Source organism: Lujinxingia vulgaris (assembly GCF_007997015.1).
Taxonomy (GTDB): Bacteria; Myxococcota_A; Bradymonadia; order Bradymonadales; family Bradymonadaceae; genus Lujinxingia; species Lujinxingia vulgaris.
Genome location: NZ_VOSM01000003.1, coordinates 324,646 through 347,838, shown reverse-complemented (window position 1 = coordinate 347,838; position 23,193 = coordinate 324,646). Strand labels below are relative to the sequence as shown.

Annotated in this window: 17 protein-coding genes and 1 tRNA gene; 8 read left to right on the top strand and 10 right to left on the bottom strand. The window is 64.7% G+C overall.

Going from position 1 to position 23,193, the window contains the following annotated elements; translation table 11 throughout:
• Positions 1-1,164, bottom strand: a complete 1,164-nt coding sequence (queA, locus tag FRC98_RS08455) for a tRNA preQ1(34) S-adenosylmethionine ribosyltransferase-isomerase QueA (protein ID WP_146980862.1) — start codon at positions 1,162-1,164, stop codon at positions 1-3.
• A 109-nt stretch (positions 1,165-1,273) separates the two neighbouring features.
• Between queA and FRC98_RS08450 the strand changes: the two genes are divergently transcribed.
• Complete coding sequence (locus tag FRC98_RS08450) at positions 1,274-2,002, top strand: tetratricopeptide repeat protein (RefSeq protein ID WP_146980861.1); 729 nt, start codon at positions 1,274-1,276, stop codon at positions 2,000-2,002.
• Between the two features lie 3 nt (positions 2,003-2,005).
• Here the strand turns inward: FRC98_RS08450 and FRC98_RS08445 are convergent, their stop codons facing one another.
• Both FRC98_RS08445 and FRC98_RS08440 read right to left on the bottom strand, forming a co-directional pair.
• Positions 2,006-4,213, bottom strand: a complete 2,208-nt coding sequence (locus FRC98_RS08445) for a hypothetical protein (protein ID WP_146980860.1) — start codon at positions 4,211-4,213, stop codon at positions 2,006-2,008.
• Positions 4,214-4,235: 22 nt separating this feature from the next.
• Positions 4,236-4,979 (bottom strand): AMIN domain-containing protein, encoded by a 744-nt coding sequence (locus FRC98_RS08440; RefSeq protein ID WP_146980859.1) that lies wholly within the window; start codon positions 4,977-4,979, stop codon positions 4,236-4,238.
• Positions 4,980-5,188: 209 nt separating this feature from the next.
• Here FRC98_RS08440 and FRC98_RS08435 point away from each other — a divergent pair, with 209 nt between their 5' ends.
• The 3 genes from FRC98_RS08435 to FRC98_RS08425 all read left to right on the top strand — a co-directional run bounded on the left by FRC98_RS08435 (position 5,189) and on the right by FRC98_RS08425 (position 8,104).
• Positions 5,189-5,590 carry a VOC family protein gene (locus FRC98_RS08435; protein WP_146980858.1) on the top strand — a complete coding sequence of 134 codons (402 nt, stop codon included), beginning with the start codon at positions 5,189-5,191 and terminating at the stop codon, positions 5,588-5,590.
• 274 nt (positions 5,591-5,864) lie between these two features.
• Positions 5,865-6,155: a polyhydroxyalkanoic acid system family protein gene (locus FRC98_RS08430; protein ID WP_146980857.1), complete on the top strand. Its 291-nt coding sequence runs from the start codon at positions 5,865-5,867 to the stop codon at positions 6,153-6,155.
• 83 nt (positions 6,156-6,238) lie between these two features.
• The gene (locus FRC98_RS08425) at positions 6,239-8,104 is read left to right on the top strand and encodes a HEAT repeat domain-containing protein (protein ID WP_146980856.1); all 1,866 of its coding nucleotides are present in this window, start codon (positions 6,239-6,241) and stop codon (positions 8,102-8,104) included.
• Between the two features lie 129 nt (positions 8,105-8,233).
• On the opposite strand, the gene FRC98_RS08420 is transcribed toward FRC98_RS08425, so the two are convergent.
• The gene (locus FRC98_RS08420; protein ID WP_146980855.1) at positions 8,234-9,310 is read right to left on the bottom strand and encodes a hypothetical protein; all 1,077 of its coding nucleotides are present in this window, start codon (positions 9,308-9,310) and stop codon (positions 8,234-8,236) included.
• Positions 9,311-9,514: 204 nt separating this feature from the next.
• Here FRC98_RS08420 and abc-f point away from each other — a divergent pair, with 204 nt between their 5' ends.
• Positions 9,515-11,506: a ribosomal protection-like ABC-F family protein gene (gene abc-f, locus FRC98_RS08415; protein ID WP_146980854.1), complete on the top strand. Its 1,992-nt coding sequence runs from the start codon at positions 9,515-9,517 to the stop codon at positions 11,504-11,506.
• A 98-nt stretch (positions 11,507-11,604) separates the two neighbouring features.
• Here the strand turns inward: abc-f and FRC98_RS08410 are convergent, their stop codons facing one another.
• Positions 11,605-12,933, bottom strand: coding sequence for a penicillin-binding transpeptidase domain-containing protein (locus FRC98_RS08410; RefSeq protein WP_230467426.1), 1,329 nt, complete (start codon positions 12,931-12,933; stop codon positions 11,605-11,607).
• Positions 12,934-13,249: 316 nt separating this feature from the next.
• On the opposite strand from FRC98_RS08410, the gene FRC98_RS08405 reads away from it, so the two are divergent.
• Both FRC98_RS08405 and FRC98_RS08400 read left to right on the top strand, forming a co-directional pair.
• Positions 13,250-13,323: transfer RNA gene (locus FRC98_RS08405), tRNA-Met, on the top strand.
• A gap of 168 nt (positions 13,324-13,491) precedes the next feature.
• Positions 13,492-14,259: a tetratricopeptide repeat protein gene (locus FRC98_RS08400; RefSeq protein WP_146980852.1), complete on the top strand. Its 768-nt coding sequence runs from the start codon at positions 13,492-13,494 to the stop codon at positions 14,257-14,259.
• A gap of 410 nt (positions 14,260-14,669) precedes the next feature.
• Here the strand turns inward: FRC98_RS08400 and FRC98_RS08395 are convergent, their stop codons facing one another.
• Both FRC98_RS08395 and FRC98_RS08390 read right to left on the bottom strand, forming a co-directional pair.
• Entirely contained in the window at positions 14,670-15,788 is a 1,119-nt protein-coding gene (locus tag FRC98_RS08395) for a LysM peptidoglycan-binding domain-containing protein (RefSeq protein ID WP_146980851.1), read from the bottom strand.
• Between the two features lie 79 nt (positions 15,789-15,867).
• Positions 15,868-16,986: a tetratricopeptide repeat protein gene (locus FRC98_RS08390; protein WP_230467425.1), complete on the bottom strand. Its 1,119-nt coding sequence runs from the start codon at positions 16,984-16,986 to the stop codon at positions 15,868-15,870.
• A gap of 205 nt (positions 16,987-17,191) precedes the next feature.
• On the opposite strand from FRC98_RS08390, the gene FRC98_RS08385 reads away from it, so the two are divergent.
• Positions 17,192-18,820, top strand: coding sequence for a hypothetical protein (locus tag FRC98_RS08385; RefSeq protein ID WP_146980849.1), 1,629 nt, complete (start codon positions 17,192-17,194; stop codon positions 18,818-18,820).
• 29 nt (positions 18,821-18,849) lie between these two features.
• Here FRC98_RS08385 and FRC98_RS08380 read toward each other — a convergent pair whose 3' ends face one another.
• The 3 genes from FRC98_RS08380 to FRC98_RS08370 form a co-directional block, all read right to left on the bottom strand.
• On the bottom strand, positions 18,850-19,767 hold the full coding sequence (locus tag FRC98_RS08380; protein ID WP_146980848.1) for an SDR family oxidoreductase: 918 nt from the start codon (positions 19,765-19,767) through the stop codon (positions 18,850-18,852).
• On the bottom strand, positions 19,764-20,603 hold the full coding sequence (locus tag FRC98_RS08375; RefSeq protein ID WP_230467424.1) for a lysophospholipid acyltransferase family protein: 840 nt from the start codon (positions 20,601-20,603) through the stop codon (positions 19,764-19,766). The genes FRC98_RS08380 and FRC98_RS08375 overlap by 4 nt, the downstream gene beginning before the upstream one ends.
• A gap of 186 nt (positions 20,604-20,789) precedes the next feature.
• On the bottom strand, positions 20,790-23,096 hold the full coding sequence (locus FRC98_RS08370; RefSeq protein WP_146980846.1) for a protein kinase domain-containing protein: 2,307 nt from the start codon (positions 23,094-23,096) through the stop codon (positions 20,790-20,792).
• Between the last annotated feature and the right edge of the window lie 97 nt (positions 23,097-23,193).

Below are 23,193 nucleotides of genomic sequence, written 5' to 3'. Positions count from 1 at the left end.
TCAGAGCAGCAGAGAGCTGTCGCCGTAGCTGTAGAATCGATATCCGCCGGCGACCGCCTCGTTGTAGATGCGTCGCACCGCCGGATAGCCGACAAAGGCCGTCACCAGCGCGAGCAGCGTAGAGCGGGGGAGATGGAAGTTGGTGATCAGACCATCGCAGAGCCGCAACGAGTCGCCCGGGCGCAAAAAGATATCGGTCTGTCGCCACCCGGGCAGAAGGGGCTCCTCGCGGCGGGCTTCGGCCTCCAGAGCGCGCGCGGAGGTGGTGCCCACGGCGATCACACGGCCACCGCGCGCCTTGCAACCCTCAACCTTTGCTTTAAGCCCCTCGGGGATTCGGTAGGCCTCGGCATGCATGGGGTGCTCATCGAGCGTATCGCTGGTCACCGGTTTAAAGGTGCCGGGCCCCACGGTCAGCGTAAGCGTAGCGCGCTCCACGCCGCGAGCCTCCAGTCCTTCAAGTAAAACTTCAGAGAAGTGAAGTCCCGCCGTCGGCGCGGCCACCGCGCCGGGCTCACTGGCAAGCACCGTCTGGTAGCGCACGCTGTCGTCGATGGCCACATCGACCTCGGACTCTCGACGGCGCTGTTCGATATAAGGAGGAAGGGGAATGCGCCCGAAACGCTCCAGAAAGGCCAGCGCGCTCCCGGACGAGTCCACGGCGACGAGCGCGCGGCCGGGCGCCACCTCCAGAAGTTCCACCGGAAAGGCGTCATCACCGGCGCGAACCGTCAGCGTCATACCGGTGCGAAGCGGCTTGGAGCTCCGCGTCATGCAGCGCATCTGAAGCTGTCCAGCGGCCGGCTCGCTCCAGCGATGCTCTCCGCCGGGCTGCTCCACCTCCAGCGCCAGAAGCTCCACGCGCCCGCCTGTCTCTTTAAAAGCCTCCAGCCGCGCCGGCACCACCCTCGTATCATTGAAGATCAGCAGGTCCCCCGGACGCAGATGGTCGACGATCGCATCAAAACGCGTATGCGTAAGGCGCTCACCCGCGCGCTCGTAGACCAGGAGGCGAGAGTGCTCGCGGCGCTCGGCGGGCGTCTCGGCAATAAGTTCGGGGGGCAGGGCGTAGTCGTAGGCCTCCACATCGTCCAGCGCCACGTCGTCTTCATGGCGAGCCCAGACGTCGAGGGTCACGCGCTCTTTTTTTGCATCGATACTCATCGTTCTCCCTGCCACAACCTTTGTGCCGGGCGCTCTTCCTGCTACACTCGCCAGCGACGACTTTTCCGGACTCAAAACACACTTCCGTCCAGATTAAAAGTGCATTTTCATGGGTAATCCCGACGAAAGCGACGACCGCGCCAGCCGCCTGGGCCGCATCCAGACGATTGTGCATGAGGACTACGAGCGCATTCAGAGCACAGGCGATCCCTATGTCGTGCTCAACCTGGCGCCGGGCTCCGAGATGGAAGAGGTGCGCAGCCGCTACGAGCGCTACGAACGTTTCTACCGCGCCGAGAACTTCCAGCGTCTGGGCGATATGGACCTGACGCGCAAGGCGCTCGATATTCGCCGGGCCATCGGCCGGGCGGTCGTCGAGATTCAGTCGCACCAGCAGCAGGAGCCGCCCTCGAACAAGCCCGCCGCTGCACCGGCGCGTGTGGAGGTGCCCGGCGTCGATCCGGACGCTGCGGCCATGGGCGATATCTACTTTCGTGACGGCCTGACCTACCTGCGCCTGGGCGATTTCAACGCGGCCAACGACGTGCTCACACGCGCCGTGGCCTACGATCCCTCGCGAGGCATCATCCTGGCCAACCTCGCCTACACCCGCTTTAAACTCGATCCGACCAGTCGTGAGGTCGTCGATGAGACCGGCCGGCTTCTGACTCAGTCCATGAGCATGGAGCCGGATAACCCGGAGGTCTTTGTGCTCTGCGCGCGCTTTGCGATCAACACGCAGAATAAGGCGATGATACAACGCGCCATCGAGCGTCTGGAGAAGCTCAAGCCGGATCATCCGCGCCTGGAGCGCCTGAAGCGTCGCGCGCGCCTCTGAGTCTCAGAGCAGCGAGAACCCCACAAAGCCCGCCCAGCGTCCGACCACCGGCCAGGCCGCCGCTTTCATGCTCAGCGCCCAGCCCAGCTCGGGCCAGCCGTAGCGCAGTGTGACTTCCCCGCCGCGCTCGGTGGGCGTCTGCACGTCGCCGTGAAGGCGCAGCTCGCCAGCCCAACGCCGCCAGGTCGCAAAGAAGGCCGAGGTGTGAAAGACCGCCGCATCATCTGCGGCCAGGGCAGGGTGCCAGCCCAACACGTAGTCGGTGCGAAAGCGCGTATCGAAAAAGGGCGACGTCGGCTGGTAGCCACGACCCCGCCAGAGCACATGGCGGGAGCGGATCGGGCCGAACCAGGCGACTTCCACCCGGGCGGCAAAGCTCAACGACTGGCAGCGGCCGTGGCACATCGCGTCGGCACGCACCACCAGCTTCCGAAGCACCGGCGCCACAAGACGCACCGACCCCTGGTATGTGGACTGCCAGTTCTGCGCGCGTCCATCATCGGTGAGCATCACGCCCAGGGGCACTCCCAACGCCCAGCCCTTACCAAAGATCAGCGCCTGGTCGACCACAGCGCCGGCCAGGTTGAAGGCCGCGTCGCGCTGCAGAAGGCGGGTGGGCTCCTCGTCGCTCCCGGGCTCCAGCGGTAGAGCGAACGCGCTAAGGTCGCCGGCCCCCTGCCTGCGCCCTGCGATCACACGCGGGGCCAACACATGGGTGACCCGCCCCAGTCGCGCACGAAGCGCAAGCCCGGCGTCGACCATCGCGTCGGCCGACGTCCCACTCACAGGCCCCGGAGGAGGCTCGGTCGAGTCCGGCATTTGTACATCGGCCCAGGCAAGGTTGAGGTTGAGACGAGGTCGGATCCAGACACGCCCGGCATCACCGAAGGTGCGGTGCACCCCGATCTGAGCACCTCCCAGCCGCCCTCGAGCGATGGCGTCGCGACGCTCGGTGTGCGAGAGGCGAAGATCGGCGCGCAACGCACCCAGATCAACTCCGCCGCCGTAGACAAGATCCACCACCGAGGCATCCTGCATCCGCACGCCGGCATTAGCGCCGGCGTAGGGGAGGTCGGCGTGGGCCGCGCTGATCTGCAGAGCTGAGTGAGCGCCACCCCAGCTCACCCCGGCGCGCTGCAGACGCCAGTCGCGGAGCAGGGCGTTGCGCTCCAACCTGCGCCGGCGCCAGGCCGCCGCCTGCGACTCCCCCCAGAGTCGCAAGGTCTCAAGCTCCACGCCCAGGTGTCGGCGCGCGTCACCCACGCTGAGCTGACCGTCCACGCCCACCGCCGCCTGGTCGTCGCCGCCAAACGCCGCATCCAGATGCAGCGCCTGCAAGCGGCAGCGATCGCGGGCACAGGTCACCGGTTGCGCCACCCGGCTCAGCCCCACGCCGGCGATGCGGGCGCTGTCGATCGAGGCGCGCATCAAAAGGGAAGGGGCCGCCACGTAGTAGCCAAGTTCCAGCTGTAAACCTCCCGGGGCCACCCGGAGCGCCGGGGGCACCAGCCCGCCGATGCGCTCTCCCACGGGCACGCGCCGGGCCAGCGGAAGCCGCCCGGCGACGCGACCACCATGTAGCTGCCAGCCTTCATCTCTCGTAAATTCGGCGCGCTCGACCACCATCCCCGAGGCATCCGGCCAGGCCACGTCCAACCCATCGTGCTCAGCCGCCTCGCAGGAGGGAGATGCGATGGGCTCAACGTCGAGAAGTGCGCTCTGCCAGCGAACCTCGTCGAACTGCAGCGTTGCCTGACCCCAGTCCGCTTCAACATGCTCTGCGCGAAACACCTCAGCCGAGCCCGCCTCTCGCCAGCGCAGCTCGCCAAGCGTCGCATGAGGCCCGCTCTCTGGCCCGCGCTCAAAGATCACATCCCGCGCGACCCACACACCCTTATCGGAGCCCGCGCGCAGCTCGGCGACACGCACCTGGTCGGCGCGCGCATCCACCCCCACTAGCACCACGTTAAACGCATCGCCCTCGATCGTTACGCAGGGGCAAAGGGCGCTCGCCACATTTTTGCACTCCCAGAGCGCCGAACGCGTGCGGGTATGCACGCGCTCCAGCGTCTCAAGAAACGCAAAAGCCGGCGGGAGTTCTAACCCGCCGGCGCCCTCCGCTTCAGCGGGCTGCTCAGCCTTTGCAGAAGCTGCCAGGCTCAGGCACAACGCCAGCGCGGTGGCTCCAATCCCTGACCATCGTCGCCTCATGTCGTCGGACCCGGCCTCAAGATTAGTCTGCGCTCGCCTGCGCGCTCTCTGAAGGCTGGTAGGGGAAGTCCACGTACAGATACTCCCCCTCGGTGCTCACTTTAGGCTCGACCTGCTCACGAAGTTGAAGGGTCACCTCCACATCACTCCCCACCTCACGGGCATCAATGCGGGTGACGGCCCGCCCGAAGTAACTTGCGTCGACAAAACGGCTGAAGTTACGCGTCGGGATCTCGGCATCTTCAAAGATCAACACCAGCGAGGGCTGCTCACCCATGCCCTGGTTGACCCGGTAGCGCATCGGCCGCGGGCTCTGGAAGAAGACGCGCGTGCGAGTCTCTTCAGGCTGAAAACCTACCCAGGTCAGCTGGTTGGGGCGGTCGGCCCGGGCGCCTTCGCGCCGCGCGTCCGAGAGGTGCGGAAGCTCATCGCGAGTCCCCGGAATCACCCCCCGATAAAGCTCACCGACAGGGCGGTTGGCGAGCTGCGCCGTCTCGGCCCGACGCATGTTCTGGCTGCGCGTGCCGTACATCGAGATCTGGTAGGAGCCGACATCTTCGCCTTCCTCGCCAGCTTCTTCCTGCGCCTCACCGCCACCGCTGGCGGGCTGTGCAGGCTGCGGCACGGGCATCCCCGGGATGTAAATCTGCGACTGACTGCCGTCGCCGGCATCATCATAGCGCTTGATCGTCTGCGCCTGCGCATCAACCGACACTCCGGCAATGGCGAGCGTGGCGGCGATCATCAGCATCCTGGGCGTCTTCATCCTGACCTCGGAGAACGGGGCACTTCATTGAGCCGGTGGGCATGTCATCGCCCCAAACTAACATCGCATTGAAAGGGGTAGCAAGTTATCTACATCGTCACCTCTTCTGCGTGCGACAAACGACGTTGCACGCCTGGGCCGCGCCCGACGCTCACCACCAGAAGCGTTGCCTGCACAACATAGTTCCTATTGCCGAATCGGAGTTGCCCATGATCCAGGGACTTGACCATCTGGTACTCACTGTCGCCGACATCGACACGACCCTCGCCTTCTATCAGCGCGTTCTGGGTATGCGTCTTGAGCGCTTCGGGGCGGGCCGCAGCGCACTGGTCTTCGGGAATCAGAAGCTCAACCTGCACCAGGCCGGGCGCGAGTTCGAGCCCAAGGCCCTTCGTCCCACCCCGGGGGCCATTGATCTGTGCCTGGTCACCACCTGGCCGATAACGCAGGTCATGGCGCATCTTGAAGAGCAGGGCGTCACCATCGAAGAGGGGCCCGTAGCGCGCACCGGCGCCGTAGGCCCGATCACGTCCGTCTACTTTCGCGACCCTGACGGAAATCTGATCGAGGTCAGCCGTTACCACGAATCGCCCTCGACGAAAGGGCTATAAACCTGTTGCGCGCCCGGGGTTGCTACCTGATTTCGACCGGCAGCTACGGGGAATCTGCTCGCAGACGTTGGTGAGGCCGGGGCGTATTTCCTGGGAGGTGAGGGTTTCGTGCCCGCCCCCTATTCAGCCACGTCTTACGCGGCACGCCGGATTGACGACGAAAAGCCCGGTTGCTACCGTCTGCGCGCCTTACGTTTGAATTTCTGGCCACTTCGGCCATCCAACCCATGACGAGCCGGCACCTTGCCGACTCGCCAGACCAGGAGCCAGACCTATGTCGGATATCTCCATCAAGCGCCCCCACGGTATGAACCCCGAAGAAGCCAAAGCCAAAGTCCACGGCATCGTCGCCGACATCGAGGGTGAGTTCCCCGCGCTGGTCAACAACATCAGCTGGAACGACGACAAGTCGCACGCCAAGATCAAAGGCAAAGGTTTCACCGGCCAGTTCCAGGTGACCGAGTCCGATGTGATGATCGACATCGATCTGAGCCTCATCACTCGCCCCTTCAAGGGCAAAGTAGAGGGGCGCATCCTCTCCCGCATGACCGAATACTTTGGCTAAGACACCCTCTGTGCCAGTGAAAGACGCCGACCTTCACCGGTCGGCGCTTTTGTCTGAGCGCACTTTTTGGAAAGGACGCAGCGATGAAGTGGAAACACGCTCTGACCGCCATGACGGCCACCGCGATTGTAGCACCGGCGCCGGCGAGCTACGCCGCCGAGCTCGGCGATGAAGCGCGCGAGCTCGCGCAGCAGCTCCAGGAGGACGCTAATCCTCAGGTGCGCATGGCCGCATTGCTCACCCTGGGTGAGACCGCCGACCGCGCCGGACGCCGTGAGCTGGAAGCCAAAAAGGGCGCTGAAGCCGAGCGGGAGAAGTTGGCGGTGGGCCTTGCGCTGATGCTCTCCGGCGATCGCAGCGCGACCGCTTACAGCGCGTCCATCCTCAAAGAGAGCGCCACGACCTACGCCCACCTCCGCGAGCTCGTCTTTGCGCTGCCGGCGTCGGTCCAGAAGACCTTGCTGGCAGCCACACTCGATGAGGCTGACGCCGCCACCCGCCGCGATGTCTTTCGTTATCTGGCCCAGCAGAGCGGCGACCTTTACGGCATGCTGCAAGACTCGCTCACCAGCACCAACGCCGAGCGTCGCGAAGACGCCCGCGTGGCCACCGTCTACAGCGCGCGGCCCGAAGCGTTGACGTTTGCCGAGCAGATGCTGCGCAGCCGCGACGCCGGCGTTCGCAAGGATGCCACCACCATCACCGCCGCCTTCCTCGACAAGCCCGACTCCCGTGTGGAGCTCGTTGAGGTGTTGGAGAAGGCCCTGGATAATCGCGACGAGGCGGTCAAACGCGAGGCCGCTCGCCAGCTTGTGCGCCTTGGCGAAGACAAGGGCGCCGCGCCGCTCTTCAAGCACGCCGCGACGCTTGAGCCCGCCGATCGCGCCGAGATTCTCGGCTTCCTCGTGGAGCATCGCGCCCGCGTGCGCCTCGATGAGATTCGTCCGCTGATTGAAGCCACCGAAGATCAGCGCGATCGCGAACTTCTCTACCAGCTCGCCGCCATCACGGGCGATGACGCCGTGTACCAGGAGCTCGTCGCGATGTTCCGCAGCGACCAGTTCGACAAGCGTCTTGTCGGCGTGCAGGCCCTGGGGCTGACGCGCCGCGCCGAGGCCCTCGAGCATCTGGGCCGCGGACTTTTTGAAGGTCAGCGCGAGATCCGCCTGCACAGCGCGCGCGGCCTCGGCCAGATCGCCAACCCCGAAGCCCTCACCGGCCTTCGCCGCGCGGTCACCAATGAGCGCGACAAAGAGATTCGCCTCGCTGCCGTCGAGGCGCTGGGCAACATCAAAGATCGCGGCTCGGTTCAGGTGATGCGCTTTCTGACCACCGACCAGGATCCGGAGGTCAAGCGCCAGCTCGTCGCATCGCTGATCAACACCGGTGTGCCGGAGGCCGCGCAGGCTCTGGAGATGCTCCTGCGCGACCGCAACCTCGATGTGCAGTGGGACGCCTTTGTGGGGCTGCTCAAGCTCGCGCCGGAGTCTGCGCAGCGCCACATGAGCACCGCGCTTCGTAACCCGCCGCAGCAATTCACCGACGCGCTCAACCCTCAGGAGCTCAGCTCTGAGGTGCGCAAGAGCCTCTACACGGCGATGCTCAACCACAGCTCCTCGCGCGTGCGCCAGGCCGCGATCGCCCAGCTTGAGCGCTACCGCGAGACGTTGCTGCCGCTGGCCAAAGAGCTCGCCACCTCGGCCGGCCTCAACCCGGAAGTTCGCGCCGAGCTCGTCTACCAGCTGGCAAGCTCAGGTGACGCAAAGATCGCCGCCACGCTGGAGAGCGTCGTGCGCCTCTTCGGCGAAGAGCCCGCCGCGATTGTGGCCGCCTGGGCGCTCGCGCGTGAAGGGCAGGCCGACCTCGAAGCCTCCTTCCGGGGCTATCTCGGCCGCGACAACCCGCTGATGCGCGCCATCGCAGCGTACGGTCTCGCACGCATCGACTGAGCAACGCGCCAGTCTGAGACAGCAAAACAAAAAACGCCCGCCTCGCGCATATGCGAGGCGGGCGTTTTTATAGTCGCTGCAAGCCGTTGCCCGCTGCTAACGCACCATGCGTGCGCGGGTATTTTGCCCTTAGAAGTCCAGGCGCACGCTGGCGCCGACGGAGTCGGCATTGACGCCGACGTCCCAGCTCAGCCCGTCACGCTCATCGTCGGCAGCACCCAGCGCGCGCACGATCAGGTAACCCCCGGCGGCCAACGCCAGCCCGCCGGCCGAGAAGCCGATGACCCGCATCGTATGCGCCCGGTCCATCTGCGACTGCAACTCTTCGGCCCGGGAGACCTGCCCCGGGGAGATGGCACTTCGGCCGGCAACGAGCGCCTCAGCATCGGCCTCAAGCCCTCCCAGCTGCGACTGCCCCACAACGCCCACGACCACCCCGGCCACGCCCAGCGCCGCCAGGCCCACGCCGGGCAACAACGAACCGCTGGACGCCACCGCCGGCGCCTCATCGATCGCGTTCTCAAACGTGAAGTAAACCGCCGGGTTCTCACCCCGACGAAGAATCACACGCTCAATGAGCTGCTCGCCATCTTCGCTTCTCGCGCTGATGACCGCCTCACCCGGCGCCACGTCCTTAAGCGTCTGCGAGCCCTGGCCGACCGCCTCGCCATCGAGCCGCACCTCCACGTCCGCGCCGCCGCCGACCTCAACCTGCACCTCGGCGCTTTCGCCCCAGACAAAATGTTCGACCACCGCCGGCAACCCCCGGGCCACCCAGGCATCGTCGCCTCTCAAGGTTTTCTCCTCGATGCGCTGGAGAAACTCCCCCGTCTTAAAGTCGAAGAGGTACATCGAGAACATGTGCACGTCTTCGCTGCGCTGAATCGAGCCGTAGACCAGCCGCTCACCCGCCACAAAATCCTGCAGTCCCGCCAGACACGCCGCATCCGGAGTGCTGCACCCGCCCATCATCACAAGGTCATCGATGGTGACCTCACCGCCGGGGGCGAGCGTCATCTCCTCGGTTGCCTCCAGCGCGTCGTGGAGCTCGGTGTAGAAGCGGTCCATCACCGCCTGGTCGACCTCGGAGTTGGCAAAACGCAGCACCACAACCTCAGCGGGTGCGTCCGGCGCGTCCTGCGCATAGGCCTGGGGCAGGGCGCTGCACATCATCATGGCGAAGATGCCAGAGAACCATCGTTTCATCGTTGTTCCTGGGCGTAGATTACCCGGATCGGAGCGCACGGTGCGGCCCCCCGAGCCCGGAGGTGATCATCCTGGAGGTGGTCACGACGATACCAGCGCGCCAAAATCCGTGTCAATTTGCCGACGGCGCCCGCCGCCTGCGACGTTGCCCCCGACGCGCGTCATCGGTATACCTCGCGGCAACATCCTCGCGGAGAAGCCTCTATGATTCGTCTCGATAACATCAGCAAAGCCTACGGCAGCGACGAGCTCTTTCGGAGCCTCAACTGGCAGCTCTCACCCGGCCAGAAGATCGGCCTTGTCGGACCGAACGGCGCCGGAAAGACGACCCTCTTCCGCGTGATCGTCGGTCAGGAAGAGGCCGACAGTGGCGAGGTCATTCAACCGCGCGGTGTTCGCGTGGGCTACCTGCCTCAGGAGCTCGCCGTCGAAGAGCAGGGCAGCGTGCTCGATCTTGTGCTCGGAGGACGCCAGGACCTGCTCGACATGGAGCGCGATCTTCAGCAGGCCGAAGAGGCGCTCGCGCGCGGTGAGAGCTCCGAGCAGGCCAGCGCCGCCTACGCCGATCTTCAGGAGCAGTTTCGGGTTCGCGGCGGCTACGAGTTTCGCAGCCGCGCTCGCGAGATCGCCGCAGGTATGGGTTTCTCCAATGATGAAATGGACGCCCCCATCCAGACCTTCTCGGGGGGCTGGCAGATGCGCGCGCTCCTCTCGCGACTGCTTCTCTTTCGCCCCGAAGTCCTCCTCCTCGATGAGCCCACCAACCACCTGGACCTGGAGAGCATCGAGTGGCTGGAGAAGTTTTTGAGCGGCTACGAGGGCACGATCATTGTCATCAGCCACGACCGCTACTTCCTGAACCGCCTGGTCGACACCATCGCCGAACTCAGCGGCGGGCAGGTGCACCTCTACAACGGCAACTACGACTACTTCATCAAGGAGCGCCGCGAGCGCCGCGAGCGCCTGGTGGCCCAGGCCGCCGAACAAGCCCGAGAGATCGCGCAGATCGAAGACTTCATCGAGCGCTTTCGCTACAAAGCCACAAAAGCCCGCCAGGCGCAGAGCCGCATCAAACAGCTCGAGAAGATCGAACGCATCGTCGTCCCGCCCGACTATCAGGCCACCATCGGCTTTGAGTTTCCCGCGCCGCCGCGCATCGGCAAAGTCGCACTGGAGGCCCGCCAGGTCTCCAAGCGCTTTGGTGATAACATCATCTACGAAGGCGTCGACTTCGTGCTCGAACGCGGCGACCACGTCGCGCTCGTCGGCCCCAACGGTGCCGGCAAAACCACGCTGCTCAAGATGCTCGCCGGACGCCTTCCCCCCGATGATGGCGAGGTAATTGAGGGGCATAAAGTGCAGCTGCGCTACTTTGCGCAGCACTCGGTCGACCAGCTCGATCTTCGCCGCACCGTCCTTCAAGAGATGGAAGCCAGCGCCACGATGGAGTCCCACAGCCGCGTGCGCTCCATCCTCGGCGCCTTCCTCTTCAGCGGCGACGATGTTCACAAACCCATCTCCGTGCTCTCCGGCGGGGAGAAGGGCCGACTGGCGCTGGCGAAGATGCTGCTTGAGCCCGCCGGCGTGCTGCTCCTCGATGAGCCCACCAACCACCTCGACATCTCCTCGCGCCAGGTGCTGGAGCACGCGCTCAAGAACTTCGAGGGCGCCTTCTGCGTCATCAGCCACGACCGCTATTTTCTCAATGAGGTCGTCAACAAAGTCGTGCTCGTCGAAGCCGGAAAACTCAACGTCTACCCGGGCACCTACGAGGAGTTTCGATGGCGGCGAACGCAGGAGTTGGAAGGGGGTGAGCCGGGGCAGGGGGGAGTGAGCAGCGCGGGGGCAGCCGCACCGGCGCAGGATGGACCGCTCGTCTCCCGCAAAGATCAGCGCCGCGCGCTGGCCGAGATCCGCAAACGCCGCGACGCCGAGACCCGCACGCTGCGTGCAAAACTCAAAAAGCTCGAAGAGAAGATCGAGACGCTGGAGTCCGAGCATAGCGAGTTGCAGGCAAAACTTGCCGATCCCGCCACGTATGAGGCCGGCGACGAGGTCGCACGCATCAACCAGCGCTTCCACGCCGTGGAAGAAGAACTCACCGAGGTGCTCATGGCCTGGGAAGAGCTGGGCGCAGCCGTCGAGGCGATCGAACAACGCTACGCCGAGGAGGAGTCGGCCGTTCGCGAGACCTGAGAGACGCACACGCCCCGCATCGTGCTCGCATCACGCAAAAAAGGCCGACTCCCGAAGGAGCCGGCCTTTTCTTTGTTCTGAAAACGTCTCAACGCGGTTCAGCGCGAGGCGACGGCCTCATCGACGTTCTGGCGACGTTCCCGGGCCAGCTGGTAGTAGCGTCGCAGACCTTCGCTGGCGCCCTGCGGGCCCACCAGATGCCAGGCCGGGTCGTTGGCCATCAGGCCGGCCACGGCCACGCCGCGGTCGTCGTCCCACTCTTTATGGCGAGCAAAGCCCACAAACCAGGTAAAGCGCAGGAAGGGATCCTGGTTGGAGAGGGTGCCCGTCTTGCCGCTGACTTCCACCGAATTGGGGAAGAGTCGGTTATGACCGAAGTAGCGGCGCGCCGTACCACGCTCGGCCGTGGTCACCATCATCTGGCTCAACTTACGCGCGGTCTCCGGAGTCATCACCTCGCGGAAGACCTGCGGCTCAAACTCATAGAGCGTCGTGCCGTCGGGCGCCTCATAGCGATCGATGAGGGTGGGGCGCATCATCACGCCATCGTTGGCCATAGCCCCCCCGATCATCGCGCCGTGAATCGGGCTCAAATGCGAGTGCCAGAAACCGGCCGCCGCCCGAGCACGCTCGTGCGGATCGTCCACCCGGTAGGCCTCGCTGATCTGCACCGGCAGCTCGAAGGGGATCTCCTGGTTGTAGCCAAAGCGCTCCGCCCAGGCCAACAGCTCGTCGGCCGAGATGTTCTTATACGCCTGCTTGGCGATCAGAGAATTGATCGACCACGCCAGGGCACCTTCGAGATCGTTGCAGCGGTTATCCAGCCGCGGGCTCCCCTCGATGTTGCGTACGGTCAAACCGCGGGTGCCCCCGTGGTAGCAGACCTCCTGATGAGGATCGACGCCTTCGCCCTCGATGAGCGCCGCGGCAGTCACGATCTTAAAGACCGATGCCGATGGCGCCTGAGCCTGGCGGGTGAAGTTGTCGTACTCCTCACCGCGACGCGAGTTCTCGGCCATCGCAAGCACCCGGCCGGTATGCGGCTCCATGAGCACCACGCCACCATGAGGCACGAGGTTCGCCTGAAGCATCTGGTCCAGATAGGACTGAAGCTCCGGATCGAGCGTCAGCACCACGCGCGCACCGCTGGGAAGCGTCTGCACCAGCTTATCGCCCACAACTTCCGCTTTGGAGATGTCGAGGCCCGCAGCAACCCAGTTATCCGGAAGCGCCGGGAAGGTCACCGGTTCAAAGGCGCTGGCCACACCCACCAGGCGCTCCGCGCGCTGGCGAGCCTGCTGGCGCGCTTCTTCACGCGCCGCGCTCAGACGCAACGTGCGTACCGCGCCGTCGGCCGCCGCGGCACGCTCGGCCACCTGCTGCGCGCGCTCAACTTCCTGCACCGGGGGGCTGGCCCCAGCAGTCATCACGGTCGCTCCTACGACCCCGAAAGTTAGCGCGGCGGTGGTGACCATCGTGGTCCAGACGCGATCTCGTCCTGAGATTGGCTTTTTCATAAAGCGTCGCCGATAGAGTGTGAATGAAGTGAATTTGTAATTTTCTGTGCCCAAACGGGGACTTCCGTTGTACCCGGGATCGGCTCAGTGTCAATTTCCTCGGCGGAATTTATGGGGGCAGGGCGAAAAATTGCACCGAGACTGCAAAAACAGTCTTGACGTTCCCCCTCAAAGGCCCTATTTCTCTGCGCCACGTCGGCGGTGAAAACATCGCAGACAACATCAAGGCTACGTAGCTCAGCTGGTTAGAGCGAGCGGCTCATATCCGCTAGGTCCGGGGTTCAAGTCCCTGCGTAGCCACTCTCAGAAGCCCCCGCAGCGTTCGCGCTGCGGGGGCTTTTGCGTTGGCGTACGTCGCGAGCCGCATCCGCGTTGTCACTATGCCCGCGATTGAGTAGACTTCGGGCGCTTGATTTCGCCGTCAGACCGCCATTTTTGGCGGACTTTGTCCCTTGAGGAGCCCCCACTATGAGTCAGGATACCGAAGCCGTACGTCGCGAGATTCGGCAGATGCACCAGAGCCTCGCCGAGACCAGCTATTACGATCTTCTGGGACTTCAGAGTGGGCTCGATGACGCGATCATCAAGCAGCAGGCCACCAAAGAGTTTCGCCAGCTCGCCAAGAAGTGGCACGTCGACCGCTTCAGCGCCCACGAGCTTGGTGACGACAAGAAGCTCGTCCAGGAGATCTTCGCCACGATCAACACCGCCCACCAGGTGCTCACCGACCCGGACAAGCGCGCCGAGTACGATCTTCAGCTCTCCGGCGCCAACACCGACATCAGCTCGATCCTCACCGCCGAGAACGCTTTTCGCAAAGGCCAGAAGATGCTCGAGACCGGCGCTCACGCCGGCGCCCACGAGCAGTTCAAGATCGCCAGCGAAAACAACGTCGACGACCTCGAGTACAAGGCGCACTTTCTCTACACCGAATACCTGCTCATCCAGAAGAACGCCGAGGGCACGCCACTCAACCGCAGCCGCGCTCAGGAGATCTTCAAAGAGCTCGACGCGCTGAGCATGGAGCTCCCCGACCGCGACTGGCTTCTGACCTTTATGGGCGTTGTCTCCGAAGGGCTCGGGCGCACCCGGGAGGCCGAGGGGCTCTTTCATCAGGCCATGCAGCACAACCCCCGCAACGTGGAGGCCAAACGCCACCTGCGGCTGATGGAGATGCGCAAGAACAAGAAAAAGGGCTTCTTCGCACAACTTATGGACAAGCTTAAGCCGTCCTGAAACACGCGTTGGACATTGAGGTCGATAAAGACCTGAGCGGGGCGCAGCCTGGAACACATCAAAGGTATCCAATGGTTCCGGGCTGCGCCCCTCTCTTTTCCCAAACCCTTAACGTCCGATAGTGTATATTATGTTAACTCATAAATATGGAGCGCCAGTTGAGCCCACACAATCCCGACCACGTCGATATAGGATCGCCACCTCTCGGGCTGCTCGCGTTTTCACAATAGTTCTTCCCCAATGTCTTCAATCCGCCCTTCATCTCACGAAGATGTTGCGGTGAGCTCCTCAGGCATAAACGACAAAACGCCCGGACCACATACCGTGGCCCGGGCGTCTTGTTTTTGCGTTCGCTCCGGGAACGCCGCCGTGTCGGGCGCCTGTTTGCGCCCGGTTCTTAAAGACCAACCTCAGTAGCCGGCGTACATCTCCAGGCGGTCACCCACCACGATCTCGCGGCTCGCCTTGGTGATGATGGCCGTCGAGTAGTTCTCGCGCACATCGACCACCAGCACCTGACCCACGCGCTGCCAGGGAATCTCATCGTCGGGCGCGGTTCCCGGACGTCCCAGCCCTTCGAAACGCTGGTAGATGAAGAAGCGGTTGCCCACGCGCACATTGTCCTCGGCGCCCCGGTCCACAAACACATACTGGTCGGTACCAAAGGCAAAGCCCGGCTGGAGCGTATCGACGATATGCGCGATGAGGTCGTCTTCGGCCTGGCGCGGCTGCACCGCCTTGAGCTGACGCTCATAAGGCACGAGCACATCACCGCGCTCCATCTCTCGCCAGGACTGGTCGATCATCGCCGTCTCGGCGTGATTCTCCGAGACCTCGGTGATCACCACGCTACCGAGCACAATGTACTTCTGGCCGAGTGCGTTGCCCTCCTCATCGGTGATCTCTTCCTGAAGTCGCACCACCGCGAAGCGGTCACCGACGGCGACCTCCTGCTCCTCCATCGCCGTGCGATCTTCTTCTTTGGTTTCTTCGCGCTCCCGCTCGGTGTAGGCGTCTTCGCCAAAGCCCACCCAGACCGGATCATGCTCACCGAGCATCGTCGCTTCTTTCGGCGAGCCGATGATGCGGCCGGTGTAGGCCAACTCTTCGGCAGTGATCATGCCGCCGGTGGGCAAATACATGCCGCTGGCGACGGGCTGCTCGCTGCTCTGCGCGGCAGCCGGAGAAGCATCGGCCTCGGCGGCCTGCGCCGGGGGGGCCTCCTGCAGATAGACGATATCTCCGGGATAGACCCAGTGCGGGTTGGTGATGTGCGCGTTATAGCTCCACATCCGCGGCCACTGGTAGGGGTCGCCGTAGTAGCTCCCGGAGAGATCCCAGATGGTGTCGCCGTCGCGAATCACATGGTAATCGGGCAGATCGCTGGCGTAGACACTGGGCGACTGGGCCTGGGCCTGTGGCATCGCCGGCGCACCAAAGATCGCCATGGTGGCCGCAGCCAGAATCCCGCCACTCATCGCCCGCCTGGCGCCACGGCCAGGGTTGGGTCCGACCTTCTTCTTCGACATATCTGCTCCAGATGTGTGTCATGCCCGCCTTTGAGGGCATTCAATCATCGCGTCTTCGTTCAGTCTGCCACGAGACCCTTTAGGATGCATCCCGATGCGGGTGCTCGTCGAGGCGTTTGATGCCGAGCTTTCCGGCGTTTGTTGTGGGGTACTCTTCGCTGAGTTTGCGCAAAAGCTCCACCGCCCTGCCCGGCTCTCCGAGCCGGTCGTAGGCCAGCGACATCTTGAGCATCGCGTCGGGCACCTTCGCCGCACCGGGAAGCTCGTTGAGGATGCGCTCAAACTGCGTGACCGCCTGGCTGAAGTTGCCCAGACCATAGTGGCACTCCCCGATCCAGTAGAGTGCGTTATCGATATAATCTTCGCGGGGCTCGCCGCTCAAAAAGGTCTCAAAGCCCTGGAGCGCCTCGCTGTAGGAGCCCGCGCGGTAGCTGGTGAGCGCCTCCTGGTAGAGGTCGAGCAGCTCGCGCTGGGTCTGCGGGGCTGGAGCCGGGGTGGAAGGCTCGGAACGCTCGACCTCCTCGCGGGTCGCCAGCCGTTCATCGGTCACCGGCGCCTGTGCGCGTCGCCCTCCACCGAAGTTCGCCTTCGGAGCCGGCTGTGCGCGCTGCTCTTCACCAAAATAAGCCGCCAGATCTTCATCGGTGAAGACCACGGCCTCTTCATCGCCTGCGGCGGGCTCTTCGACCACAATCTCAATATGCTGCTCCACCGGCGCCTGCTGGCGACCGGACTGCTGATCGGAGAGCGGAATGTGGGTCACCGGCCGACGCTCCACCGGAGGTTGGGGGCGAGCGCTGTAGCCGTCGTAATAGCCCTCTTGAGGCGCGCGTTGCGAGTAGTGCGACTCCGGCGCAGGTCCGGGCCGAGAGGGCTCGGCGCGGGCGAAAGCCTCGTGGCTGTTGCGCAGATACCCGCGCCGCTGCAACACGATGCGATTGGCCTCAACCCGATCCTGCATCAAGATCAGCTGACGCTCCATCTCTTCGATGCGCACAGTGAGTCGCCCGTTGGTACGCTCCACATCTTCAACCCGCTCCTGAACCTCGGTGAGGTCGGCGTGGGTGAGCATATCTTCCACGGGCTGCTGCTGCGCGCAGGCTCCCAGGAGCAGGGTCGGACCAAAGAGGTAGGCCGCCACCGCGCGGGCGCCGCGCCGTTTAAGACGCGCTCGATTTCGGGGAGTGTGCTTCGACAAAAAAGCCTCCTGACGCCCCGTCTCTCGGGGCCATCGTCGCAAGAATTCGGCGTCTGATGGGTGCATGTGCTGACATGCAGACAGGGGCGATGCTAACATGGGCCCGGATCGTGTCAAGAAAGTTGAAAGCTCGCTTTCGCCGCATAAACACTGGTGTTTTTGACCTTATCATCAGCTTTTTTTAGTCCCCCCGGGAGTCCCAACCATGCCCGACCGTCGCGCGGATATCGCCCGAACCATCGCACGCCTCGATCACCCCGATGCCATCCATCAGGATGAGATTCTGGCGACGCTCAGCGCCGGGGGGCAAGAAGCCCGGGAGGTGGCGCTCTCCTCGCTGGGGCTAATAAGCCCCCGGGTGCATCGCGCGCTCTTGCGCTGGCTCAGCTCGCGAATCGACACCGGAGCTGCCCTCCCGCTGATGCGTTACGTCTTTGATATGGCCACGGTCATCGAGGAGCAGAGCGGGCGCACCCTGGCGATGTCGATGCTCGTCCGGCTGGTCGAGGACCACGCCGAGGAGGACAGCGCGCTGCGCGGTCGCGCCCGCGCTTTCGCCGAGGATCTTCTCGAAGACCGTGACCCGGAAGTTGTAAAAGGTGCCCTGCGCATCTTGCGGCGAGTCGGAAACGGCCGTTCCGCGCTGCAGCTGGAGAACCTTCGCGAATCTCTTGAGGAGACCAACGCCTCCGAGCTTCGCGCCACCCTGGATGCGCTCAGCGACCTGCCTCTTCATGGCGATCAGGGGCAATCCAGCGCGGCGTTTGCGGAAAACCTCATCGCATCGGCAGGCCCACGACGTCGCGTTCTGGTGCGGGAGTGGCGCCGGCGCCCCGACCAGGTCGAGGTCGCCCGGGCAATCCTCACGCGTGATGAAGGGCCGGTGGACCAGGCGCTTCAGATTCTCATTGCGTCGTCGGAGGATGGACATCGCGACATCCTGCAGCGGCACCTTCAATCCCGCGAAAGCGAGCGCTTCACCCTGGCCCTGCAAGCGGTGGCGGCCTGCGCCTCTCCGCCGTCACGCTCCGTTGAGCTGGAAGCCGTGCGCCGCGCCCTGACCCACCCCGAGGCGCTGGTCCGCCGGGGCGGCGCCGCCCTCGCTGCCGCAGTGGCCCCCGACGACGCGCAGGTTGAGCGCGCACTGCTCGGCATGCTCCTGGAGCAAGACCCCGGCATCAATGAGGTCGCCGCGCGCGCTCTCTCTCACCTTCCGGGCCACTTCGATACGGCGTCGCTTGCGCGCATCACCCGCGCGGCGGACGTGGGCGTGCAACGCCTTCAACATACCCACGCCGACGAGGCTGCCATGGCCCTGGCCTGGACGCTGAGGGCCGCGGCGCGCCGCCTCCCCGACAACAGCGCGCCAGACACCCACACCGAGCTCCGAGCGCTCGCCATCGTCACCCTCAACCTCCCAGGCCAGCATAGACCGCTTGAGGTGGCCTCCCTGGAGCTCCTCGACCGCTTAAGCGCCCGGGCGCTCGACGCCTGGCCCGAAGACCAGCTCACCGGGCTTATCACCCTGGCCTCCGGCGAGGACGCGAAGTCCGCATCCCGCGCGGCCGAGATCCTCATTCGCGTCGCGCCCGCGGGCCTCACCGCCCTCGACGCCGCCGGCGCAAACGAGCTGCTCGACCCCGTTCAACACACCATCCCCCTGCTCTTTCGCAGCGCCAGCGAGACCGCCTACCAGCGCCTTCTGGCGCTCAGCGAAGACGACGACTTGCACATCTCCCGGGCCGCCCACGATGCGCTGGCGACGATCCGGCGCCGCCGCAACGACGCCGACTTCATCGAGGCGCACTTCATCCCCAGGTCTGGCGACGATTGAGACGCGCCGCTACCCCTTCACGTCACGATTTAGAAACGCGCCCACACAAACGAATCCATCGTCTGAACCTCATCGTAATGGGGCTCAAAGCCGGTGGCCTCGGCAAAGCGCGCCCCGTCGATGACGATGGGGTATTTGACGTGGTTAAGTGAGCCCGGTGGCAACTTCGGAAGTCCGAAACGCCCCAGCGCGCTGCGAAAAAGCGGCTCGGGCAACGCCAGCTGCTTTCGCCCCGTCGCCTTGATCAACAACGAGAGCGGCACCGGCGGCGGGCCGGCCACATTAAAGATCCCCCGCAACTCGGAGTTGAGCGCCAGGGCAATCGCCCGGGCCATGTCGCGGTCGTGAATGAACTGATACAGGGGGTCAAAACCCAGCACCGTGGGCACCCGCGGCCCGCGCAAATACGACGCCAGAGTGCCCTGGCCGGCATCCCCCAGCGCGTAGCAGATCCGCAACACCACGGTGTCGATCTGCGGAAAACGCCAGAGCGCCGACCCCGCAAAAAGATCCGCCGCCACAAGATCCGCAAGCTCCGGGAAGGTGCTCACCGCCATCGGCGGCTCCTCCTCGGTGTGGTAGAGCGGCGACTCCGCATCCGCCCCGTAAAAAGTGTGACGCCCCACGAAGATGGCCTTCTTTACGCCGTAGGTGTCGCAATGCTCAAACACCACGCGCGTGCCCCCCAGGTTGATGCGGTAGCGCTCCTGGGGGCTGGCCGAGAAGTGGGTGACCGTGGCCATATGAATGACCGCGTCGGGACGCTCCGTGCGAAAGACCTCCTCAGCGGGACGCTTGCGCACATCGACATGAAAGATCTTCACCCCCGCCGGGGCATCCGTCCAGAAGCGACGATCGATGCCCACAACCTGATGGCCATCTGCAAGTAGCTCAGCGGTCAGAAGTCGGCCCAGCGCGCTGGCGATCCCGGTGATCAGCACCTTCATCGCACACCTCCTTCCAGCTCACCGCGCTCGACCGCCCCGCGGCGCCAGTCCCGGCCCTGTTCAATGAGCTCGGCGATCGCGTCCTGCACCCGGTTCACATGGCCCAGGATCACATCATCGGTCTCGGTGCCGGTGCCCTCAAAGACCAACGGCTCGCCATAGAAGATCTGGCAGGCCACCGGTAAAGGCAGCGGCAGACCGTAGCGCGTCAGCGGGATGTAAGGCGCGCCAATGACCTTCGCCAGCCCTTTGAGATGTCTCACTGTAGGGATGGCTTCCTCTCCGCCGATGAACGCAAAGGGCACAATCGGCGTCTTCGTCTTCATCGCCAGGCGCACAAAGCCGCTGCCAAAACGCACCAGCTTGTAGCGGTCGCGGTAGAGTTTGCCCGTGCCGCGCGCACCTTCCGGGAAGACCATCAGGCAGCGCTCATCTTCGAGCAGGCGCTCGGCGTGCTCCGGCAGGCCTGTAAACTGCCCCACCCGACTGAACCAGTGCGAGACGAAGGGCCAGCGGTTGGCGAACTTCTCGACCATCCCCTGCCCCAGCCTGGGCGACTCCAGGCCGAGCAAGAGCGACGCGAGCACCATCGCTCCGTCCACAGGAAGTCCGCCGGAGTGGTTGCCCACGACCATCACTCGCCCCGTCGCCGGCACGTGCTCCTGGCCGAAGCAGCGCACCCGAAAGTAGGTGCGGTAGAAAGGCGCGAGCATCGAGAAAAAGATCTCCAGATGATCGCGAGAGATGCCGTAGGGGTCGAGCCCGTAGCGATTAAAGGGGATCTCGAGACGGCGTATCGCTTCGGCGACCTGCGCGTCGACCAACACTTCAGACATCATGGGACACAGACCTCATTGTGACTTCGAATGATGCTCGCTCATACCACGAGGCGCGCGTTGCAGGCGACACCTTCTCCAGCACTCCGCGCGCACGGTGTGACAGGCAAAGGCCGATGCTCAAACGTAAAGAGCGCACCCCGGTCGGGGCGCGCTCTCTACCATGACTCCACCTTCTCTCGGGGCTTATTCAGGGCTCGCGCAGCAGCGGAACCCGATATTCGCCTCGCCAGACCCGGGCGCTTTTGGCGAGGAGTAGCGGCAGGAGGCGACGTCCGACTCGCTGTCGTAGCCGCCGCCGGCGACGCGCTGCTCTTCGACCCACTCAAAGACGTTGCCCGTCATATCGAAGGCGCCCGAGCGGCTGCGGCATTGCGCGAAACTTCCGGCAGCGGCCAGGCTGCGCTCAAAGCCATCTTCGTCGGCGGTGTTGCAGCGGTCGGCGTCGTAGGAGTTGCCGTAGGGGAAGGCCGCTCCGCCGCAGGCGGAGCGCCACTCACTCATGGTGCAGAGGCGTTTGTTGTCCTGGGCGCAGAGGCGGCGCGCCTCAAACCAGGTCACGCGATTTTTCGGCGTGCGACCGCGTCCCGGGTATTCGTAGGCGTCGACGCAGAAGTTGCCGGCGTTGGCGCGCACAAGAAGCATGCCGGGGGGGCAGTCTGTGGCGTTGGCCGCAGGCCGAGGAGCCTGCTGGGTGGGGCGAGTCGCCCCACCGGTCTGCGCGGGCTGGCTGGCCGAGCTTCCGTTGCCGGCGCTCGCGGAAGATGCCGATGAGTCGGCCTGAGCAACCGCCGCCGGGGCGGCTTCTGTGGCCGCCGCTTCAGCCGCCCTGGCTTCTTCTGCAAGCTCTTCGGCGCGGGTCTGCGCGGCCTGGGTGGCATCGCTCACCGCCTTCTCGGTCTGAGGTTCGGCCTGCGCGAGAAGCGCGCCAAAGGCTTCGCGCTCAGCCTGGAGTGCGGCTTCATCCACATCGGCGCCGGCGTCGGCCTCTGGCGAGCTCGCGACCTCTTCTTGAGGCTCCTCGCTAACTTCGTTGGCCTGGGCCACGGGCTCGGGTGCCTCCGCCGCGTCGTCTTCGCCACCGCGATTCAGCGCAAAAACGGCGATGAGCACGACCACCAAAACGACGGCCGCGATCAAGCCGGCCGGCGATTTTGACTCGCGCTTTGCCGGCGTCGTTTTGGCCTTCGGCGCGGCGGCCACCTGGGTGGGAACCACCGGAGGGCGCTCTTCCAACTCCGGCGCGTCATCGGCCAGGGGAGCTTCGGGCTCGGCCGGGGGAGCGACAGGCGGAGCGGGCGCGACGGGAGCTTTTGCAGAGGTGGGGTGGGCGTCGCGGTCGACCTCATTGGTCGGCAGCATGTCGATGAGCTCGGGCTTTTGGCTCGAGCGCTTCACCTCAACGGTGGCGATGTCATCCTCAAGGGGCTCGCCAATATCCATCGCTGTTTCTTGAGCCAGCGGGTCGGCCCCCGGCGCTCCGGGCGGAGCTACAGGAGGGGCCGGCGGAGCCGGCGGTGCGGCCGGCGCTTCGCTGACCACCCCGGCGTTCGCCAGGCGAAGGCCCGTATCGACGATCGTCGAGAAGTCCTCGCTCAGCGCCTCCACCGAGGCATAGCGCTCGCTGCGATCAAAGGCCATCGCGCGGCGCACCAGCGCGTCCACAGCTTCAAGCGGCGACTCCCCCTGGTAACTCCCCGGGGTGTGCTCCTGACCAAAGACCATCGCCTTGATCAGCGCTCCGACGCTGTACACATCCACCCGGGCATCCGGCACCACCGAGGCGCTGCGCAACTCCGGCGCCACAAAGGGGCTCTCATCGGCCCGGCCCGCAAAAACCTCCGGCGCAAGCGCGGCCAACACATACGTGTCGGTCACCTTGAGCAGGTCCGGCATCAGGATGATGTTCTGCGGCTTGAGGTTCCCATGCGGGTAATCGCGGCCGATATGCTGCAGCGCCAGGGTGATCTGCTGCACGATGGGCTCAAGCTCATCGAGCTCAAAGCGTTGCCCGCGCTCCCCGCGCATCTTCAGCACCTTGTCGAGGCTCAGCCCCTCCAGATGCTGCATCGATACCCAGGGATGCCCCTTATGCACGCCGCTATCATGCAGACGCACCACATTGCGCTGGGTCAGCGCCCGGGCAGCCCGCGTCGCCTTCAAGAAGCGCTCCTCATCGATGGGCGTGCGCAGCACATCGGTGGCGAAGAGCTTGATCGCGACATCCGTCTCAATCAGCGTGTCTTCGGCGCGGTAGACCTGGCCAAAACTCCCCTCACCGATGCGCTCTTCGAGCTTGAATCGCTCGGCGATGACCTCTCCCGGCGGAAAATAGAGCCCCTGGACGTCAAGCGCCTTGAGCTCCATCGTCATTCGACGCAGCCCTTCGGCCGATGTCTTGGTTTTGCGGCGCGCACGACGCAGCCCCACACCGCAGTTGGGGCATTTTTGCGCGTCGTCTTCGACAGGACTTCCACACTGATGACAGAGCACGGTCTTTTACCTCCCGGAGTCTCCGGGCTTAAGCGCCCCCTTCGCCGTCCCCCACACAAGGGGTAGGTGAGCGATATCAGGGCGCATTCTGGGTACA

Coding starts and splice junctions, on each gene's coding strand:
- queA (WP_146980862.1), bottom strand. CDS start 1,164: ATGAGTATCGATGCAAAAAAAGAGCGCGTGACCCTCGACGTCTGGGCT.
- FRC98_RS08450 (WP_146980861.1), top strand. CDS start 1,274: ATGGGTAATCCCGACGAAAGCGACGACCGCGCCAGCCGCCTGGGCCGC.
- FRC98_RS08445 (WP_146980860.1), bottom strand. CDS start 4,213: ATGAGGCGACGATGGTCAGGGATTGGAGCCACCGCGCTGGCGTTGTGC.
- FRC98_RS08440 (WP_146980859.1), bottom strand. CDS start 4,979: ATGAAGACGCCCAGGATGCTGATGATCGCCGCCACGCTCGCCATTGCC.
- FRC98_RS08435 (WP_146980858.1), top strand. CDS start 5,189: ATGATCCAGGGACTTGACCATCTGGTACTCACTGTCGCCGACATCGAC.
- FRC98_RS08430 (WP_146980857.1), top strand. CDS start 5,865: ATGTCGGATATCTCCATCAAGCGCCCCCACGGTATGAACCCCGAAGAA.
- FRC98_RS08425 (WP_146980856.1), top strand. CDS start 6,239: ATGAAGTGGAAACACGCTCTGACCGCCATGACGGCCACCGCGATTGTA.
- FRC98_RS08420 (WP_146980855.1), bottom strand. CDS start 9,310: ATGAAACGATGGTTCTCTGGCATCTTCGCCATGATGATGTGCAGCGCC.
- abc-f (WP_146980854.1), top strand. CDS start 9,515: ATGATTCGTCTCGATAACATCAGCAAAGCCTACGGCAGCGACGAGCTC.
- FRC98_RS08410 (WP_230467426.1), bottom strand. CDS start 12,933: ATGACTGCTGGGGCCAGCCCCCCGGTGCAGGAAGTTGAGCGCGCGCAG.
- FRC98_RS08400 (WP_146980852.1), top strand. CDS start 13,492: ATGAGTCAGGATACCGAAGCCGTACGTCGCGAGATTCGGCAGATGCAC.
- FRC98_RS08395 (WP_146980851.1), bottom strand. CDS start 15,788: ATGTCGAAGAAGAAGGTCGGACCCAACCCTGGCCGTGGCGCCAGGCGG.
- FRC98_RS08385 (WP_146980849.1), top strand. CDS start 17,192: ATGCCCGACCGTCGCGCGGATATCGCCCGAACCATCGCACGCCTCGAT.
- FRC98_RS08380 (WP_146980848.1), bottom strand. CDS start 19,767: ATGAAGGTGCTGATCACCGGGATCGCCAGCGCGCTGGGCCGACTTCTG.
- FRC98_RS08375 (WP_230467424.1), bottom strand. CDS start 20,603: ATGTCTGAAGTGTTGGTCGACGCGCAGGTCGCCGAAGCGATACGCCGT.